This window comes from Marimonas lutisalis, assembly GCF_005434965.1.
Lineage (GTDB): Bacteria > Pseudomonadota > Alphaproteobacteria > Rhodobacterales > Rhodobacteraceae > Marimonas_A > Marimonas_A lutisalis.
Genome location: NZ_SKCI01000006.1, coordinates 105,476 through 123,960 on the forward strand (window position 1 = coordinate 105,476; position 18,485 = coordinate 123,960).

16 protein-coding genes and 1 pseudogene are annotated in these 18,485 nt (G+C 59.2%); 11 read left to right on the forward strand and 6 right to left on the reverse strand.

The features are described from left to right. Positions 1-2 precede the first annotated feature (2 nt). The 11 genes from E0501_RS20005 to E0501_RS20055 all read left to right on the forward strand — a co-directional run bounded on the left by E0501_RS20005 (position 3) and on the right by E0501_RS20055 (position 10,763). Positions 3-197, forward strand: a complete 195-nt coding sequence (locus E0501_RS20005) for a DUF7697 family protein (RefSeq protein ID WP_235857921.1) — start codon at positions 3-5, stop codon at positions 195-197. Beyond that, a complete protein-coding gene (locus tag E0501_RS20010) occupies positions 190-2,676 on the forward strand; it encodes a phage tail tape measure protein (RefSeq protein ID WP_137703184.1) in 2,487 nt (828 codons plus the stop codon). Before E0501_RS20005 ends, E0501_RS20010 begins: the two co-directional genes overlap by 8 nt. Continuing rightward, positions 2,669-3,790, forward strand: a complete 1,122-nt coding sequence (locus E0501_RS20015; RefSeq protein ID WP_137703185.1) for a hypothetical protein — start codon at positions 2,669-2,671, stop codon at positions 3,788-3,790. The genes E0501_RS20010 and E0501_RS20015 overlap by 8 nt, the downstream gene beginning before the upstream one ends. A gap of 13 nt (positions 3,791-3,803) precedes the next feature. Continuing rightward, entirely contained in the window at positions 3,804-4,652 is an 849-nt protein-coding gene (locus E0501_RS20020) for a phage BR0599 family protein (protein WP_137703186.1), read from the forward strand. A 20-nt stretch (positions 4,653-4,672) separates the two neighbouring features. Continuing rightward, positions 4,673-4,921: a hypothetical protein gene (locus E0501_RS20025; protein ID WP_137703187.1), complete on the forward strand. Its 249-nt coding sequence runs from the start codon at positions 4,673-4,675 to the stop codon at positions 4,919-4,921. Continuing rightward, positions 4,918-5,136: a hypothetical protein gene (locus E0501_RS20030; protein WP_137703188.1), complete on the forward strand. Its 219-nt coding sequence runs from the start codon at positions 4,918-4,920 to the stop codon at positions 5,134-5,136. The genes E0501_RS20025 and E0501_RS20030 overlap by 4 nt, the downstream gene beginning before the upstream one ends. 3 nt (positions 5,137-5,139) lie before the next feature. Next, a complete protein-coding gene (locus E0501_RS20035; RefSeq protein ID WP_137703189.1) occupies positions 5,140-8,481 on the forward strand; it encodes a phage tail protein in 3,342 nt (1,113 codons plus the stop codon). Next, the gene (locus E0501_RS20040; protein ID WP_137703190.1) at positions 8,478-9,473 is read left to right on the forward strand and encodes an FscB; all 996 of its coding nucleotides are present in this window, start codon (positions 8,478-8,480) and stop codon (positions 9,471-9,473) included. Before E0501_RS20035 ends, E0501_RS20040 begins: the two co-directional genes overlap by 4 nt. Positions 9,474-9,499: 26 nt before the next feature. Then, a complete protein-coding gene (locus tag E0501_RS20045) occupies positions 9,500-9,760 on the forward strand; it encodes a DUF6127 family protein (protein WP_235857922.1) in 261 nt (86 codons plus the stop codon). 74 nt (positions 9,761-9,834) lie between these two features. Further along, complete coding sequence (locus E0501_RS20050) at positions 9,835-10,509, forward strand: YcbK family protein (RefSeq protein WP_137703192.1); 675 nt, start codon at positions 9,835-9,837, stop codon at positions 10,507-10,509. A gap of 11 nt (positions 10,510-10,520) precedes the next feature. Continuing rightward, positions 10,521-10,763 (forward strand): hypothetical protein, encoded by a 243-nt coding sequence (locus E0501_RS20055; RefSeq protein ID WP_235857923.1) that lies wholly within the window; start codon positions 10,521-10,523, stop codon positions 10,761-10,763. Positions 10,764-10,965: 202 nt separating this feature from the next. Here the strand turns inward: E0501_RS20055 and E0501_RS20065 are convergent, their stop codons facing one another. The 6 genes and pseudogenes from E0501_RS20065 to E0501_RS20090 form a co-directional block, all read right to left on the reverse strand. Continuing rightward, a complete protein-coding gene (locus E0501_RS20065) occupies positions 10,966-11,910 on the reverse strand; it encodes a GIY-YIG nuclease family protein (RefSeq protein ID WP_235857924.1) in 945 nt (314 codons plus the stop codon). Then, positions 11,907-15,035 carry a type III restriction-modification system endonuclease gene (locus E0501_RS20070; protein WP_137703195.1) on the reverse strand — a complete coding sequence of 1,043 codons (3,129 nt, stop codon included), beginning with the start codon at positions 15,033-15,035 and terminating at the stop codon, positions 11,907-11,909. Before E0501_RS20070 ends, E0501_RS20065 begins: the two co-directional genes overlap by 4 nt. A gap of 16 nt (positions 15,036-15,051) precedes the next feature. Continuing rightward, complete coding sequence (locus E0501_RS20075; protein ID WP_137703196.1) at positions 15,052-15,726, reverse strand: hypothetical protein; 675 nt, start codon at positions 15,724-15,726, stop codon at positions 15,052-15,054. After that, complete coding sequence (locus E0501_RS20080; RefSeq protein ID WP_137703197.1) at positions 15,727-17,619, reverse strand: site-specific DNA-methyltransferase; 1,893 nt, start codon at positions 17,617-17,619, stop codon at positions 15,727-15,729. Between the two features lie 37 nt (positions 17,620-17,656). Then, entirely contained in the window at positions 17,657-17,989 is a 333-nt protein-coding gene (locus E0501_RS20085) for a hypothetical protein (protein ID WP_137703198.1), read from the reverse strand. A gap of 165 nt (positions 17,990-18,154) precedes the next feature. Beyond that, positions 18,155-18,485, reverse strand: a pseudogene (locus E0501_RS20090) (hypothetical protein); the annotation flags it as partial.

The window sequence follows — 18,485 nt, forward strand, 5'->3', positions numbered from 1 at the left end:
TCTTGGATCTTGTAGGCCGTCTTGGCGGACAACTGCGCGTGCTGCCCGGCGCTGTCGTCGGCTGGGACATGTCGGCTGCACTGGCACTGGGTGATGCCCTTGGCATCTCGCCACTGGTTATGGCTGAACTGTTGCCCGTCATCGAGGCGGTGATGGTCACCAAACTCAACGAACAGATGGATCACACCAATGGCTGAGAAGCGCGTTTCTGTCCGCCTTGCCGCGGTTGGCGGGCGGCAGGTGCGCGCCGAGCTGGAAGGTGTCGGCGAAGCCGGGGCGCGTGGCTTCGGGCGGCTCAGCCGGGAGATGGAGGCGGCGAATACGCGGCTGGCTGCATTCTCGCGGCGCGTCCGGATCGCTGCGGCTGCTGCAGTTGCCGCCGCTGCGGCTGCTGGAGTTGCCATGGTCCGCTCCGGGCTGCAGACGGTGGATGCACAGGCAAAGCTGGCGCAATCCCTCGGCACCACGGTCGCCTCAATCCAGACACTCGAACGTGCTGGCGAACTGGCGGGCGTCTCGATGTCTGGCATCGAGCAGGCGACGAAGGACCTCACGCGTCGTCTCAGCCAGGCGGCCGCCGGTAGCGGCCCTGCAACGCAGGCACTTGAGCGGCTTGGGTTGTCCGCGTCTGACCTGCTGGGCCTACCGCTAGATGAGCGCGTCGGCGCCATCAACGCCGCCATCGAAGATTTCGTACCGGTGGCCGAGCGCGCCGCGGTCGCCGGTCAGCTCTTCGGCGAAGAAGGCTCAATCGCAATGTCGCGCATCGACACTGCGACGCTCCGCCAGGCGACCGAGGACGTCCTTGCGTTCGGTGTTGTTGTGTCCGAGCAGGATGCCGACCAGATCGAACGCACCAATGACGCAATTTCTCGGCTAGGCCTGGTCTGGCGCGGGCTGTCGAACCAGTTGGCGGTTGCCGCAGCCCCCGCACTCGAAGCGGTCGCGAATGCTATGGCGTCCGTGGCCAGTCGCACCGGCCCGCTGGGCATCGCCATTCGCGGGCTCTTCGACAATATCGGCCGTCTGACCACCTACGCCACGACCTTCGCAGCCCTCCTGGCGGGGCGCTGGGTGGCCGGAATGACGGCTGCGGCGATTTCCGTCCGCGGGCTTGCAACCGCACTTGTCGTGATGCGAGGCGCATTGATCCGAACCGGGATCGGGGCGCTGATCGTTGGCGCGGGTGAACTGATCTACCAATTCGGTCAGCTTGTCTCCGGAGCAGGTGGCTTCGGCAATGCCATGGCTATGCTGGGCAACCTCGTGAGCGAGGTCTGGGAACGGATCAAGATGGGTGTTGGTAGTTTTGCAGCCTCTGCGATGGCGGCTTTCGCCGACGTTCAAGCAGCTTCGGCCACCGCTATGCAGGGCGCGCTTGAAGGCGTTGTCGGTTTTGCCAATGCCGCCGTGAACAGTTTTGAGGGGGCGTTCGAGGCGATCAAGGCTGTCTGGGTGCTTTTGCCTGCCGCCATAGGCGATTTGGCGTTTCAGGCGGCGAACAGCTTGATCGAAGGCGTCGAGGCGATGCTGAACGGCGTTGTGTCCCGGATCAACGGTTTCATCGATGGCGTGAATGCCGGGCTTGAAGCGCTTGGCGTGGAGCGGCGGATCGGCCTGATCGCCGATCTCGATCTGGGACAGCTTGAGAACCGCTTTACGGGTGCTGCGACCCAGGCGGCCAATGCAGCGCAAGATGCTTTTGCCGGTGCCTTCGCGGACAACCCGTTGGCTGTTCCAGATCTCGGACTTGCCGGAGCAGCCAGAGACGCCGCCGCTTCAGCCGAGGCATGGAGGCAGAGCGCCGCAACGCTCGCAGATGGCGCCCTGGAGCCGCTAGAAGCCATTGAGGCTTTGCGCACGGCGATGCGAGCTGCAGGCGCCGAGGCAGAGACCTCCCTTGATGGAGCCACGGCAGCTGCGGATCGCTTTGATGCGGCCTTGGCCGAAGATGAAACGGGTGGTCCTGCAGCCGCGCTTGATGAGACGGCCGCTGCAGCCGGTCGTGCCGGTGGGGCGCTGCAAAGTGCTGCCGATGTTGCGCGCCAGTCCTGGGATGCGGCGCGGGCTGCCGTGGAGCGCACGCAGGAAATCGCGCGAGGGCTGGCCGACGATATCACCGGGCCGATCAAAGAGGCTCTGAAGTCAGGCGAACTGAGCTGGCAAACCTTCGCGAGCGCAATATCTGGGATCGCGCAGAACCTGGCAAACCGTCTGATTGATAACGCCTTCAAACCGATAGAGGATGCGTTGTTTCGTGCCTTTTCCGGCGCGGGCACCGGCGGGGGTGGCGGCCTTTTTGGCTGGCTGACCAGCGCCCTCGGCGGTCTCTTCGGGATTGGCGGCACTTTTGCGCGCGGCGGTGCCTTCGGTCAGGCCGGCGAAATCACGGCCTTTGCCAGCGGTGGTGTGGTCTCACACCCGACCGTGTTTCCCTTTGCCCGCGGCATCGGGCTGATGGGTGAAGCAGGCCCGGAGGCGATCCTGCCTTTGCGGCGTGGGCGGGGCGGTCGGCTTGGGGTTGAGGCGAGTGGCGAAGGCCAGGGCGCTCAGTCCGCGACCCGTATCGTCAACGTGCTCGATCCCTCCATCGTCGGCGATTATCTGGCGACGCCCGCGGGCGAACGACTGATCGTCAACGTGATCCGGCGCAATCGGGGAGGCCTTGATGCCTGACCTCTGGCCTTTCCCTGTACGCCAACCGGTCTCTGAAGTGCTGGAATGGAACACCGACACACTGATCACCGAGGCGGCCGAACAGCGTATCGCGCTGCGGACGGGACCCCGGTCGATCCTGACCTACACGCATTCACTTGATGGGATTGGCCTCGCACGTTCCGCCGAGCTCGCCCAGGCTGGGGCACTTGACGATAGGATCCTTCCTCTCTGGCATCTGGCGCGTCCGGCGACGACACCAATCGATGCCGCCGACCTGACTGTGTTCGTAGATACCAGCGAGGGAATCTTCGAGGCACCGGGACAGGCGGTTATCGCCGCCGATGGCGGGGAGGCAGTCCCCGTAGAGGTCAGCGCGGTCCTGCCGGACCGGTTGGAGCTGGCCTCGCCAGCGGGCGTGACGCTGGTGCATCCGATTGTGGTTCCAGTGGGCACCGGGATCCTGACGCGTCCTATCGAGATCGACAGGCGGCGTCAGCGACTGGGAACCGTTACGGCGCGTTTCACGCTGCAGGACGCAATGGTGACACCGGCCAGCAGCTATCCCACCCATCTCGGGCTCGATGTGCTGACCGATCCGGCCGTGCTCCGTCAGCCATTGGCCGAGAGCATCGCGCAATCCGTCGAGGTCATCGACAATGGCTTCGGTCCCGTCGTGATGGAACCGGTGCTGTCCCATGTCCAGCGTCGGTCGACGATCACCCTTGTTGACCGAGGTACGGCCCGCTGGTCGCGCCGCCGCTGGCTGCATGCGTTGCGCGGCCGCCAACGCGCTTTCTGGCTTCCGACCTGGGGGCGGGAACTGGTATTGCAGGCACCTGTCACGTCCTCGGCCACTTCAATTGTCGTCGCGGCCACCGCTGATCCCGGTGTCTGGATCGGACGGCACGTGATGTTCGAGGTCGCCTCTGGCCCGGTGTTCCGCGAGATCACCGACGCCGTCTATGACGCACTTGGTATTCGGCTGACCATCGCGGCGCCGGGGAAGAGCATTCCCGTCACAACGCCCGTTCATCTGCTCACGAAGGTGCGGCTCGATACCGACCGGATCGAACTGGAGCATTTCGGCAACCGGTCCGAGTTCGCAGCCAGCCTGATCGAGACGCCAGTATGACCGCTGTACCCACATGACCTACGATCTTGCTGAAACCTCGACCGCCGAAGGGCGGCCGTATTTCCTGTATCTTTTTGCAGAAGGAGATCTGGTCTGGCGGTTCACCAGCCGAGCTACGGCCTGGACTTCGCCTGCAGGGGCGATTGCCGACGAGACTGAGGATCTGATCTGGGACCCTTCGCCCGTCAGCCAAGGGTCTGTCGTTCAGAGCAGCGACCCTAGACGGGTCGATCTCAGCGTCTCCTTTCCGCTCTCCGATCCCTTCGCCCGACGTTATCTCGGACCCCGTGGTCGTGCGGTCACGACGCTGACCATCTTTCGCGGCCACGAACAGGTGCCGACGGAGGTGGTTGCGCATTGGAAGGGTCGAGTGGTCTCGGCTCGGGTCGAAGGTCGGCGCATCACTCTACGCTGTGAATCCCTCTTCACATCCATGCGCCGCGAAGGCGTGCGCGCCAAATATCAACGTCTCTGTCGTCATGCGCTTTATTCCCGGGGCTGCCGCCTCGACATCGAAACGTTTTTCGTCGGGGGCACGGCGAGTGCGCATCAGGGCCTGACGATCACAGTCCCCGAGGCCGCATTGTTGCCAAACGGCTGGTTCCGGGGTGGCATTCTGCGCCACGCGGGTATCCTGGGGTTCATCTCCGGACATGTCGGGGATGCCCTGACGCTCTCTGGTCGCATGCCCGATCTGGAGGCGGCCATCGACGATCCCGAAACCCTGGCGCTCGTCGAGATCGCCCCCGGCTGTGATCTGCGGCGTGACACCTGCAAGGCCAAGTTCGGCAACCTGCTGAACTTCGGCGGCTTTCCCGACATTCCCGGCCGCAATCCGTTTGGCGGCACCAGCATCGTCTGACCTACATCTGAGAACCCATCATGGTCTGGAACTTCGTCGTCCAGATCGTCGCCAGCCTCGTGCTGACGGCGATCTCCTATGCGCTCTCACCCAAACCGAAACTCGAAGCCCCGAAGGCGGCTGGGCTTGATGATTTCGACCTGCCGACGGCCGAGGAAGGCCGCCCGATCCCCGTGGTTTTCGGCACCATGTTGCTGCGCGGCCCGAATGTCGTCTGGGCGGGGGATCTCAAAGTCGATCCGATCCGCAAGAAGGGCGGCAAGAAATGAACGAAGACTTGATCGTCACGGTGCAGGACTTGCGCGCGTCCCGACTGTGCTTTCAGGGCGCGCGGCCATGGTTCCGCCGTCATGGCCTCGACTGGCAGGCTTTCTTGGCAGACGGGCTTCCAGCCGACGTGCTCGCTGCGACTGGTGATGCCCTGGCATTCCGCGTGATCGCAGAGGCTGAGAAACGCGCCGCGCGTGCGGCGAGCGAGGCCTGAGCCATGGGCGGTCGTTCAAAGTCGCAAACCGTCGGGTACCGATATTCGCTTGGGGCGCATCTCGCGCTCTGTCACGGGCCGGTCGATGCCATCCGTGAAATCCGCGTCGATGACCGCACGGCCTGGTCGATCGGCACCGGACAGAGCAGTTCCGCCGGGACTGGCGTCGGCGCACTGGCGAGCTACGGCACGGTAACGGGTATGTTCGCGGCCGCGGCGGCAGAGGGCGACGGCGTGGCCGAGCTCCGTTTCCCGGGCTCGCTCAGCGGGATCCGGCTCGGCCAGAGTTATGACCTGCAGCTTCTGACAGACAACACGACCCGGACCGTGACGGTTCAGGCCGTGAGTTATGATGCGGGCGCTGGCATAACCACGTGGCTTGTCGAGCCCGCTGCCACGGCGTTCACAGCCCAATCGGCAGCGGTGTTGGATGCGGCCAGTGTGCCAAGCCTCAACGGCGGGGCGGCAGGCGGGCGCATCCGGATCAACAAGCCCAATCTCTTCGGCGGAGAAAAGCGCGAAGGCGGCGTTGTCGGCGACATCGACGTGTTGATGGGCGCGCCGACCCAGGCGCAAAACGACTATCTCGCGTCGCGAGCCGGAGCCGATGTGCCCGGCTATCGTGGGATCTGCAGCCTCGTGCTGCGGCAGGTGTTTCTTGGCCTCAACCCCTATCTCAAGCCCTGGTCGGTGCGCCTGACGCGGATCCTGAAGGCCGAGGATGGCGGTCCGCAATGGTATCCCGAAAAAGCGCAGATCGTGCCAGAAGTCCGGATCGGCGATGCCGCGATCTACATCGCCATGGACGCCTCGGGCTCGATGTCAGGATCGCGCATGGCGGCACAGATCGCTGCCGTCTCGCGGCTGGTGGAAGAGATCGGCAAGAACGCTCTCGAACCCAACGACGTCCAGATCGTCACCTGGAACTCCTCCGTTTCCGGCACGATCCTGCGACGCAACGCCGATGCCACGGCCTATAGCGAACTGAAGGACTGGGTCGATGCGCTCTCGAGCTCCGTGAGCGGCGGGACGGATTTTGGGGTCGCCGTCAGTCAGGCGGGAACGTTCTTCAATGGCTCAGGCGGCAAACGCCGCATCCTGATCTTCGTCACAGACGGTGAGCCGAGCCCGGCTCCAACCCTGCAGACGGCCATCGCAACGCTTTCCGGCATCTCGGAGGTTGATGTCTTCGCCTTCAACATCGCGCTTTCAGATACCAGCGCCACTGCCCAGATCGACAACACTCCGGTCGATGGCGTCCCGGTGGTGCCTCCTGGCGATCCGGATGCGCTGGTGGCCTCGCTGCGTGCGGCCTTCGGGCAAGGCCCCGACATGAACCCCGCGCACATCATCCGGGAGTGTCTGACCAATGGCGACTGGGGGCTGGGGCATACGTTCTCTGACATCGGGCCCAGCTTTGCCATCGCCGCGGATGCGCTCTTCTCCGAGGGGTTTGGGCTCTCGCTCCTATGGCAACGAGAGTCAACCATTGAGGATTTCATCGCCGACGTGCTGAAGCACATCGACGCCTATCTCTATGTCGATCGCCGCTCGGGCCGCTGGGAATTGCGCCTGATCCGCGCCGACTATGATCCCGAGACGCTGCCGGTCTTCGATGAGACCAATGTCGTCGATTGGGGCGAGCTGGGGCGTCGCGAAGCCGCTGATCTCGTGAACTCGGTGACGGCGAAGTTTTCCGACGCCCGCACAGACCAGACTGGTTCGGTCAGCGTCACCGATACCGCGCTCGTGCAGGACCTCGGTCAGGTGGTGAGCGCCACGGTCGATTACCCGGGCATTCGCTTCGAGTCCCTTGCAGTCCGGGTCGCCGAGCGCGACCTGCGGGCGCTCTCCGCACCGATCCTGTCGGGGGAGATCACGGTCAGCCGTGCCGGCGCCAATCTCGATCCGGGCGACGTGGTCGTTTTGTCCAATCCCCGGCGTGGGCTTGAGGGCGTAGTGGTCCGCATCGTTGAGATCGATCATGGCGACGGGCGGGCCAACGGTGTGCGCCTCAAGATCGCCGAGGATGTCTTCGGGCTTGGCGAGACCGCCCTTGTCGGCGGTGAAAGTGGCGATCCCGGAAGCCTGATCCTGCCGCCCAAGCCGCTGACGCGCCGCTGGGTGGCGGAAGCGCCATACTGGTTACTCGTCCAGGAGTTGGGCCATGCACAGGCCGATGCGCTTCTCGACGAGGATCCCGATGCAGGTGCGATCGTCGCGGCTGGGGAACGTCCCTCGGCCGATGCGCTGTCGGCGCAGGTCTGGAGCGACAGCGGGGCGGGCTACACGCTCGAAGAAGCGGTCGAGTTCGTTCCAACGGCACTGCTTATCTCGGACGTCAGCGACGATCCGGCCGAGAGCGTGCTGACCGTCGGGAACTGGACCGGACTCGGGGACGTGGCCATCGGCACTCTGGCTGCGATCGGCGAGGAGCTGGTTCGGATCGACGGGGTGAGTGCCACCGCGCTGACCGTCGGGCGCGGGTGTCTCGACACGGTGCCGCAAACCCATCCCGCGGGAACGCCGATCATCTGCTGGCAGCAGCTGGCGAATGCGTCCGAGGCGGGGTTCGCTGCCGGCGAAACGGTGACAATAAAGATGCTGCCCGAAACTGGCTTCGGCACGCTTCCACTCGCACAGGCGCCCGAGGACGAAGTGACACTGGCCAGCCGCGCCATACGTCCGCTGCCCCCCGGTGATCTGCGCGGCAACGGTGTGTCGGTCGTTAACCCGAACGTGTTGAATCTCGGGCCGGTCCTTCTGGCCTGGTCCCATCGAGACAGGCTCACCCAGACCAGCAGCGTATTCGATGCCTATGACGCGGGCGATATCGGGCCAGAGCCTGGAGTCACTTACTCGGTCGAAATCCGCTGGGTCGATCCCGACACGGACGCGACGCTGGAACCACCCGCTGCCGTGATCGACGTGGGTACAGCCAACAGCCTCACGCTGACCAAGGAGGATGTTCCGATCCTCGCCGCGCCGACGGGTACCAAGCATTTCGACGTCCGGGTGCAAGCGCGCCGCTCATCGGGGACGATCAGCTACGAAGCATGGCAGGCCCGCTCGATCCGGCTCTTCATGCCCGATGGCATCAAGGTGGCCGAGGTCTCAACCTGGACCGAGATCGGGGCCGACGCGCGTCTGACTGTCGCCGAGACCGCGATCTTCCTCGATCGCGGTGGGGCCGTGCGGCTGACCATCGCAGAGGCGCAGCTCTGGATCGGCTTTGGCAGCGACGCGCGCCTCACGATCCCGGGTATCGACATCTTCAACGAATGGGGCGGCCAGTCCCGTCTCACGGCCGCCGAGGCCGCTCTCTACATCGAGGTAATTCCATGAGCCACATCCTCCATCTTGGACACCAGGTCACTGACCTTGCGGGCGTCGAGGGCCGCATCAGCACCGACGCCGCGGGGTTCGATGTCGATCTTGACGTCAACTGCATCAAGATCACGACGACCGAAACGGCCTCTGTCCCGTTCTCGGCCTCGTGGGGAGCCCCCTCCGGCGATGTCTGGCTGGGCTTCCGCTACCGGTCGCCGGCCAATAGCGGCCACATCATCGGCACCGACGGCACCTTTCTCGAATTCTACGATGATGCGAATGCGCTGATCGCACGCGTCCGAACCGAGCGCGACGATGAAAAGTATCACGCGATGTCAATGGGCGACACCAATGTGGACGGCGGGTCGTCTTTTATTGCGGCGTCGGGCCAGGCCTATTGGGTGGATGTGCGCGTGCAGGTCGGCGCGGACATAACCATCGAGTTCTATGTCGACGGCGTTCTTCAGAGCAGCGCCACCGCGCCGAACACCGGAGCCAAGGGAAAGCCGGTCCGATGCATTTGGAAGAACCACGGGCTGCACGACTACTACACCAACACCACCTGCTACTACGCACACATTGCGGTGCTCGATGGCGTTTCGACCATCGGGCGGCGCTTCGCTCGGCGTACGCCCGATCTGGTCGCAACCTATGACGCCTTCTCAGGCGGGGTGGACGCGGTGAAGGACGGCGACATCGCCACCCGAGCGGCGAGCGACATTGCCGGCCAGCGCCTGTCGTTTTCGCTGGCAGGGCCGACAGGACCGGGCGGAGCCTCGACCATCGCGGGTGTGCATGTGAAACAGCTGGCCCAGCTTGGCACGGCCGGGCCGACAGGCATTGCAGGGTTCCTGAGAATCGGCGGCGTGGACTATGACGCATCCCCCGGTACGCCATCCGCGGATATGCCGTCGCCGGTCTATTCGACATGGGATCTAAACCCAGCCGACAGCACGCCCTGGACCACGGCCGCGCTGCCAACAGAAGTTGGGATTATTTCGTCATGACGCCGCCTCGAACCGATCAGGGCGACATGCGCATGTCCGAAATTGAATTCCAGGCCATGCTGACGCGCGCTGCCGAAGCAGGGGCCAAACGCGCGCTGGCCGATGCCGGGATCGATGGCAAGGACGCAGCCCTCGATATTCGCGATCTCCGTTCACTTTTGGACTGCATCCGCTTCGTGCGGCGCACAGCCGTTCAGACAGCGGTACATCTCATCACCACCGGCTTGATGCTGGCGCTCCTCGCCGGGATTGCACTGAAGCTCAAAATCTTCGGCGGATCGCCGTAGCCGAACAAACGAACGAACGATCCGACAAATCAAACCCGCCCTGGTGGCGGGTTTCTTCGTTTCTGGAGGAAACCATGATCACGACCTTTTACGACCATTGGCGCGACGTGCCGGACGACACCTGGCGCTGGTCCAACTTCTCGCCCGCCGAAATAGCCTGCAGAGGCACCGGCAAGCTGCTCATCAACGAACCCGCGCTGGACAAGCTCCAGTCGTTGCGGGACCGGCTGGGCAAGCCGCTGATCGTCCGTTCCGCTTATCGCAGCCCAGAACACAATCGCGCCGTCGGCGGTGCAACCCGCTCGAAGCACATGAACGGCGCGGCGTTCGACATCGCCATGACGAACCACGACCCGGTGGCCTTCGAGGCGGCGGCTCGCGAGGTCGGATTCCTAGGGTTCGGTTTTTATCCGCGCTCGGGGTTCATGCATGTCGACCTCGGCCCCTCGCGCCAGTGGGGCGAGCGGTTCCCAGTCCGGGCGACGGCATTTGCAGCCGAAACCCCGCCTGCGCGCGAGGTTCTGGCGCAGAGCCGGACTATGAAGGGCGGTGGCGCTGCGGGAGTGGCGACACTCGGCGCGGGCGGGGTCGAGGTCGCGCAAAACGTTCTTGCCGAGACCCAGACCGCGATCCTGCCGCTAATTCCGTATCTCGACACGCTTCGCTGGGTATTCATCGCGGTGGCCCTCGGTGGCATCGCGGTCACGATCTATGCCCGGCTCGACGACTGGAAGCGGGGGCGACGGTGATCAGTGGGTTCTTGGCGACGCTCGCCGGATCTGCATGGGCGCGCTCGGCGCTCCACTACGGCGTCACCGCCCTCGCGATCCTTCTGTTCCTGCTGGCCCTCCGCCGCTCGGGCGAACGCGCAGGGCGGCTGTCCGAGAAGCTCGAAAATATGGAAAAGGCCAATGACTTGCAAAGAAGGATGCTGGAGGCTGCAGCTCGTCGTCCTCGTGATCGGGGCGAGCTGGTTGACCGGCTGCGCGGCGGCGGGTTTTGAAACGGTCAGCGTGGCAGCGTGTCCGCCGGTCGTGGAATATGGCAGGGAGTTCCAGGCGCGGGCGGCGGAGGAGCTGGCACTGCTTCCTGAGGGATCGGAGATTGCGGAGATGCTAAGCGACTACGCCTTAATGCGGGAGCACGCTCGGCTGTGCCGAGCCGGTTGAAGGTGGAATGCAGGTTGTTCTGGACAATAATGGCCGTCAAGGCTCTGTGGTGCCCCCAGCCTCGTCCTGATTTGCCTCCCAATCCGCGTAGGAGCGTCCATCCGAGAGCTTCCAAAGGATCCGGCCATTCGCACTCGCGCCAATAACGGTAGCAGCTGCGGCAGAAGCAGACGTGAAGCTGTAGGCGCTTGTGAAGACGAGAAAATCGCCTTCCTGTTGGAGAACGCCTTTTTCGACGAGGGTGTTTCGCAGCGTGATCGTACCCCTCGGTATAGTTCGCGTCGTCCTAACCCTTGCCCTCGACCCCGCTACAACTAAGAAATCGCCAGAGGGCCCGATCTCCATCTCTGCGGCGAAGCCCTCGCCTCGGAAGAAGAACCGAGGGCTTCCATGGAGCTCAGCCTTTGAAAGGTCTCTATCTGCACTCTGCTCCGGCGTTCGACCACGAATTTCTCGGAAAAGATCCCAGCCGAGGGCTCCAACCAGCGTTTTTGTCTGATCCACGAACTCGTCCATGGCTGCGCGGTCAGGGAGCGGCAACTTACCAGCGTCATCAGAGGGCATGCGCGTATTGGGCAGGGTCCAGCGCGGATTGCTTGCAACGCCCCGGATCAGGCAGGCTTCCACATAACGCGCATGGCTCTTGGTCAGGTTCTCGTCCTTGCTGATCAGCACGACCGTATCGGTCCAGAAGCCCTTGGCATCGCGACCGGCCTCATTCGAGTTGTGATACGATAGTCGAGCGCCGACGCCTTCGGACTCGCCGATATATGCAAGCTGCCGGTCTTGCGCCTCTTCATCGGCCCCAATCAGGATGTACACGCCTGGCCGCTCGATCTCCGGGAAAGCTTCACGAACCCGGCGAAGTTGGTTGCGTCGGAAGGCGATCGCCTGGATTGTCGACATCGAGATCTGTGCCACCCGGATGCCATTCGGGTCGCCGTCGAGGAGAAAAATGTTGATCGAGCGTGGCTTCATCATGCCACTGGGCCGACGATATCCATTAGCTTTGCGTAGTCAGTGACGACCTCGTATTTCACTTTATTTTGTGAAATCGTCTGATTGATTTCATCGAAGAATTTTCTAGCGCACTCGATTTTGGTTTTTTCGATCTCGCGCAGTTTCATCGTAGACATCGAACCTTTTGTTTCAGCGACGAAATAGATGTGTTTCACGCCCCCATCTTTGAAAGAGATTGCCCAATCTGGGTTGTAATCTCCAACTGGCGTAGGAATCAGGAAGCCACGAGGAAGCTTGGCGTAAACGACCACTTCTGTACTTGTGTCCAAGTCTGCCACGAACCGCTTTTCAACATCAGAGTCCGTTACAACATAATCGTAGACGTGGTTTTTTAGCTTGGAGCTCGCACGTGAGAAATCTTGACCAGTTTGATTGGCGGTAAAGATATCGACGTCGTAGCGGTCAGCGACCTCGTCATAATTCAGACGCTCGATGACCATCGTCGCCTTCTGCTCGGCAATTAGTCGTGACGCCTCTGCGATGAAGTGTTCCGGATTCTGCTGAAACTGAGCAAAGATGCTGGCCTCTAGGCCCGAAAGGATTTCCGCGGTTGATTGGCGCGTAAGCTGAGAGTTTTCTGCGATCTTGCCGACCAAGTCATATTTTACTCGAGAGTAAACCGAGCCGCCATGTTGGATGGAAGTGGTGGTGACTTCGAAGCCGTCGCCAGCCTTCAACTGATCGTCAGTAATCCCATCTGTCTGAACGCCTGCTTGAACGGTATACTGAAGTGGCGTAACGCGGAGTTGGCTGTCGATGGCGCTGACGCATTTTCGAACTAACTCAGCTGAGTCGAAGTCCACGCGATAGACTGCTTTCCGATTGATCCGCGACCAGAGTTCTTGGAACTCCTTTTTCTCGAAGTTAGCATTTAGTGGGTTGGTCTTTGGCTTTCGCCCATCGTCAACTTTAGGCAGCTGTGCGTCGCTAAACACACTGTCAATGAGCTGGAATATCTGTTCGGCATGCGGCTTGAGTTCATCTGGCAACTCGACCAGAGTGCCTGCTTCTTTTGCCTTGTGATAGTATTCAGAAATTTGATCAGTGTCGTCCGTGTAATCATTCTTGACGAGGTATCTGTACACCTGCTTGGCCATTGCAGGCGTGATTTCAACAGGGCCCGAATCGGTCGTGATGGTCTTTCCTGTAAAGTAGGTTTCGGTGGCCTGCCGGGGCCGTGAGGACAAAGTCTCCGAAATTTCCTTCTGAAGCCCGCCCACGAAATCCTTGTAGCTTTCGCTCGCGATCACCGTAAGAACATTGATGTCATGAACTACCGCCGGGTGGTCCATTCTGTCGCCGTGCTGGTTTACCGATAGTCGCAAGCCTCGACCGACTTCCTGTCGTCGAGAGATCGTATTGTCGCTGTGCTTCAACATGCACATGGCAAAGACATTTGGGTTGTCCCACCCCTCCCGTAGCGCAGAGTGAGAGAAAATGAAGCGAACCTCTCTTTTTGCCCGTTGATCGGGGCTGTCGGTTGGGCCGGGAAGGCTTAGCAAGCTTTCCTTGTCTTTCAGTATGAGATCATAAGCGTCGACATCATCGGAATCGACGGCTCGCGCACCGACCACGGGATCCTTCAACTGTTTGGTTTTTTTGTCGATTGAGAAATAGCCGTTGTGAGTCTTCGTTACGTCAATAGCCTTGAGATATTTACGGTAGGCATCGTTGTCGATTGCCAGCTCTGAAAGATACTCGTCCTTCAGAAGTTCGTATTCTTCTTCGAATACCCTGGCGTACTCTCCATTTTCATCCGGCTGACCGTAATCGCGGTACTTAACCACCTCATCGATGAAAAACAGCGAAAGCACCTTAATCCCTTGAGCGAAGAGCTGCTTTTCCTTTTCGAAATGCGCTTTGATCGTCTCGCGGATCTGGATCCTCCGGATGTCGCGCTCTGAAACGTCGCCGGTGGCCTCACCAGCCGTTAGAACTTCGCCGTTGGTAAATTCCACGGTGTCGTGGTTGTAGTCGATCTGAGAGATCGTAAAGCCTTTGTACTGATCCAGCTCCCCTGAAAGGGTGAAAAGATCGTCGCGAAACTCTAGCCTCCGAAGTTGCCGTTTGATTTCGCCGGTCTTCAGCTTCACTTCCATTTCGATCCGAGCAACCGGAGCCTTCTTCGAGATGTCGATCCCCTCGAGGTAAAGGTAGGCATTGGTTCCAGCCAGGCCGCGGGTCTGGATTCCACGTACCGCGATCTTCTTAACAAGCTTTTGGTTGTAGGCATCCAAGGCGTCCAGGCGATGGATCCGGTTGTGCTGGGTCCTGTGGGTTGCTGAATAGCGCAGTACCATCAGCGGCTTGAACTTTGGCAATGCTGCCATCGTTGCGTTTCCCTGCATCTTTTGCGGCTCGTCTAGGATCAGGATCGGCCGGTTGCTGGCGATCACGTCAATGGGACGGCGGGATTGGAAGTCGTCGAGTTCGTCGTAAATGCGACGATTATCTGCTCCACGGGAAGCAAAGGCCTGAATATTGATGACCATGATGTTGATTCCAGCGTCTGACGAGAAGCTTTCCAACTCATGCAGCCGCTTTGAGTTGTAGATGAAAAACCGCGCCTTCTTGCCGTAGCTTTCCGTGAAATGGTCAGCTGTGATCTGAAGCGATTTGTAAACGCCTTCGCGGATGGCGATGCTGGGCACCATGATGATGAACTTCGACCAACCGAAGCGTTTGTTCATTTCGAAGATGGTTTTGATATAGCAGTAGGTCTTGCCGGTGCCGGTCTCCATCTCGACGTCGAGGTGATAGCGGCTAGCGGCCAGTGCATCGCGAGTGTAGGTCGCTGGCGCTGGTGTCTGTTCACCACGCGCGTTGGCGCCGGTGAAGTCGATGAGGCTTTGGCTGATCGGAAGATTCTGACGGCGTTGCACATCCTGAATATTTGCCAACACCTGTACCTCGCTAAGCGCGATATCCGCATTCTTGAAGCCTTCCTCGAACGCGCTGGTCTGTGCCTTGCGGCCTGGATCGATCCGATAGTTGACGCCACTGGCCATCGGCTGACCGGAAAAACAGTCTACTACGGAAGCGACGGCATTGGTTTGATAGGGTTGAACCTTGAACTTGAGCTTCATCTTCCCGCAATCTCCCTCATTTAAGATCCCTCTTCGAAAGTAGGTGGTCGAAGAAGTCATCGGCACTTTTGTGCTCGTCCGAATGCTCTGAAAATTCAACATAATGCTCGATTGAGCCTCGTATTTCCTTCTCAGACGGCCTGTAGTCAGTTTCTGGTTTTGGTCTAATGAAAACGAGCTTTTCAGAGGGCTGGCTGTAATGAAGGCAGACCCATACATCTTCCGTTGGATTTTTCTGTGCGTAACTCAATTTGTCTGGACGCACCCAATAGCTATCGCCGCGCATATATTCCGTGCCTGACACCTCAAGCATGCAGTATTTTCGACCAGAGTCTCGTCCCTCTATCAAGAGGTCGGGCTTTCCAGACTCATCAGGATGTTCTCCCAAAAACTTATTCGAATCAGCTCCGAAACCAACAACAGAGACTTTGAGTCTTGGAAACTTGGTTTCGATAATGTTCCTTACACGATCAATTCGAACTTTTTCTTTCTCCCAGGCTTTCTCGCCATATTTATGTTTCCAATGAAAATTCTCGAGCTCGATAACTTCATCGCAAGTAATCTCTTGCCCAACCGCAAGTTCGAGCGCTGGAAAAGTTCTAACTCTTACGCTCGTGCAGTATTGGCCATCTACAAAGATCCAATAGCGTTCAGACTTAGCGACATGTCGAATTTCCGTGATTGTTGGCATTTAGATCGCCTTAACATCTGTCGTGACGGAAACCTGACGAAAGATTTGCTCGACATTGATCTTCACCGCATCCGAGATGAAGCCGTGATCGCGAAACACGACCCGTAGCGGCTCATGCTTGGCCAGCTCCTTTACCAGATCCTCGGTGATGCCAGTGTCAAAGCATGCAACTAGCGCGTTGTCGTCGACAAAAAACACGGTCTTGCCCTGCACGGTCTCGCTGCGGATGGGCAGCGTCAGGTCGACGCCCCAGTCCACAAGAACCTGGAAGAGTAGGTCTTCGGCTGTCCGGTCAGGTTTGACGTTGTCGACAGCGGTGAGAAGGTCGGCTTGTTTGACCTCATCAGGACGGTAAAAAACGTCCTCCATGTTCGATGTGTCGATTTTTAGAACCCGGAAGCCGACGTCCTTGTTCCAGCCGGGATCACACTTCCCTTCAAGGATCTTTTCTCCAGCGCGGCGTACCCGTTCTTTCGAAAAATCCGCAATGGTCTCGTAACCTTCTTTAAATGCGTCTGATCCCTCGTCAATTGTCTCCGGCAGCTGAATCAGAATACATCGACGGTTACCGCCGTCAGCCGCGTTGCATTCGAAAACTGCTTGAGCAGTGGTTCCTGAGCCTGCAAAAAAATCTAAAACTATCGAGTCTTTGTCTGCTCCCTGATCAATTAGTGCTCTTATTAACTCAACCGGCTTGGGAAATGAAAAAAGCTTGCCCCCGAAAAGGTTTTTTAACGCCGTCGTTGCGGAACTATTCATTGGAGAAACGATTGTACTTTGCCCGCCGCCACCAGCAGGGCGCTCAATCCAAGATGATACTGGTATTGTGGGTTTCATTGCCTCAGATGCAAAGCGCTTCAGCATTGGAGTGCCCGTCGGCCCTTTAGGAAATATAACACGGCCTTCAGAAATCTTTTGCGCCATAGTTTGGCGGCTGTAAGGCCAGTATCTTCCCTTAGGGGGAAGATACTCGTGTCCAGATTCTGGGTCTGTTATCGGATAGTATGTATCGCCACCCGGTTTTCCTGCGCTGAGGTTATCTGAGATCCAAGGCCCCCGAGGATCGTTGTCTGGGTTCTTATATTTTTCAAATGTTCTTTCAACGCCCTTTAGGGTGGCTTGCGACTTCGAGTAGACCAAAACGTACTCATGGTCTTCACTGAGGTTGGTCACAGCATCCATGGCGCCACTGCGGCGCTTCCAAACGAAACAGCCCAAGAAATTACTGGCCCCAAAGACCTCTTCGCAAAGCTTCTGTAGGTTAGCGCGCTCATTGTCATCGATCGAAATAAAAATAAGCCCCTGATCGGACATAAGTTGGCGGGCTATTCGTAGCCGAGGATACATCATCGATAGCCAGTCAGAATGAAAGCGACCGTTGGTTTGAGAGTTTGCTACCAGCTTACCCCCCATTCCATCAACTTGCCCCGACTTTTCGAGGTATTCGTCCGCGCCCAACTTATATTGATCGTTGTAAATTAGGTCACTTCCTGTGTTGTAGGGTGGGTCAATATAAATCATATCAACTTTCCCCAGGTAGCTCTCGCGGATCAGCTTTAGCCCGTCTAAATTGTCTCCTTCGATGAAAAGGTTCTTGGTGCTCTGAAAATGCAGACTATCGGCTTCGGATGGACGAACGGTTTTTTCCAATGATGTATTGGCTTCGATGAGTGCAGCAGTCTTTCCCGGCCAGTTTAAATGGTACCGCTCATGCATACCCTCTGTGGCTTGCCCATCGAGGATCCGCTTCAGTAGCTCAAAATCAATAACTTGCTCAATTTCGCCAGTCTCGTTCCTCACCTCCGTCACAAGTTCCGGCAGTAACTTGGCAAGCTGAGTTTTGATATCCCGTGACAGTTCAGGAGTCTTCATTTCAAGTTTTTCTATCGTCACGTTTTCACCCTCGGTTTACCTTGCATGGTCAGAGTATTCAGTTTTCGCCAAGTCGATATCCGGCTTCAACGAGCGACCAAAAAAATTCGCGGTCGTTCAATCTATAGACCCAGAGCTTGCGATAAGGTCGGTCACCTTGCTCGACATAGACGTCAATAGAGGTGAACTCATCGGACATATCCACCTCACTATTGAAATACACCCGGACTTCTAGGCCCCATTTGTTTGGCTGGTGTTGGTAACCCACTCCGAGCTTTGGGTCCGAACCGGTTATGGCCCGATATCGAGACTCAAACCGAGCTGCGGCATCAGGGTTTACTTCGACTTCAAGCACTACGTCGGTCGCGTCTTTAAAGAAATCTGTGTTCATCGGGTCGCTTTCTGTTTTTGTGTTCTTGCTCGTCATGCAATTCGTTTAGTGCCGTTGTCTTCTGTAACTTCTGAACCGTGACAGCGTCGCTCGGGAAATTTCTGGATCTAGCCGCCACTCGTTTGGGGCAGTGCGAGTGGCATTACGTATTCTCAATCTTCCCGGTTAAATCGTCTTGACGTCGGTAGTGGGGGAGAGCTGGCGGAAGATCTGTTCAACGTTGATCTTCACCGCATCCGAGATGAAGCCGTGATCGCGAAACACGACCCGTAGCGGCTCATGCTTGGCCAGCTCCTTTACCAGATCCTCGGTGATGCCAGTGTCAAAGCATGCAACTAGCGCGTTGTCGTCGACAAAAAACACGGTCTTGCCCTGCACGGTCTCGCTGCGGATGGGCAGCGTCAGGTCGACGCCCCAGTCCACAAGAACCTGGAAGAGTAGGTCTTCGGCTGTCCGGTCAGGTTTGACGTTGTCGACAGCGGTGAGAAGGTCGGCC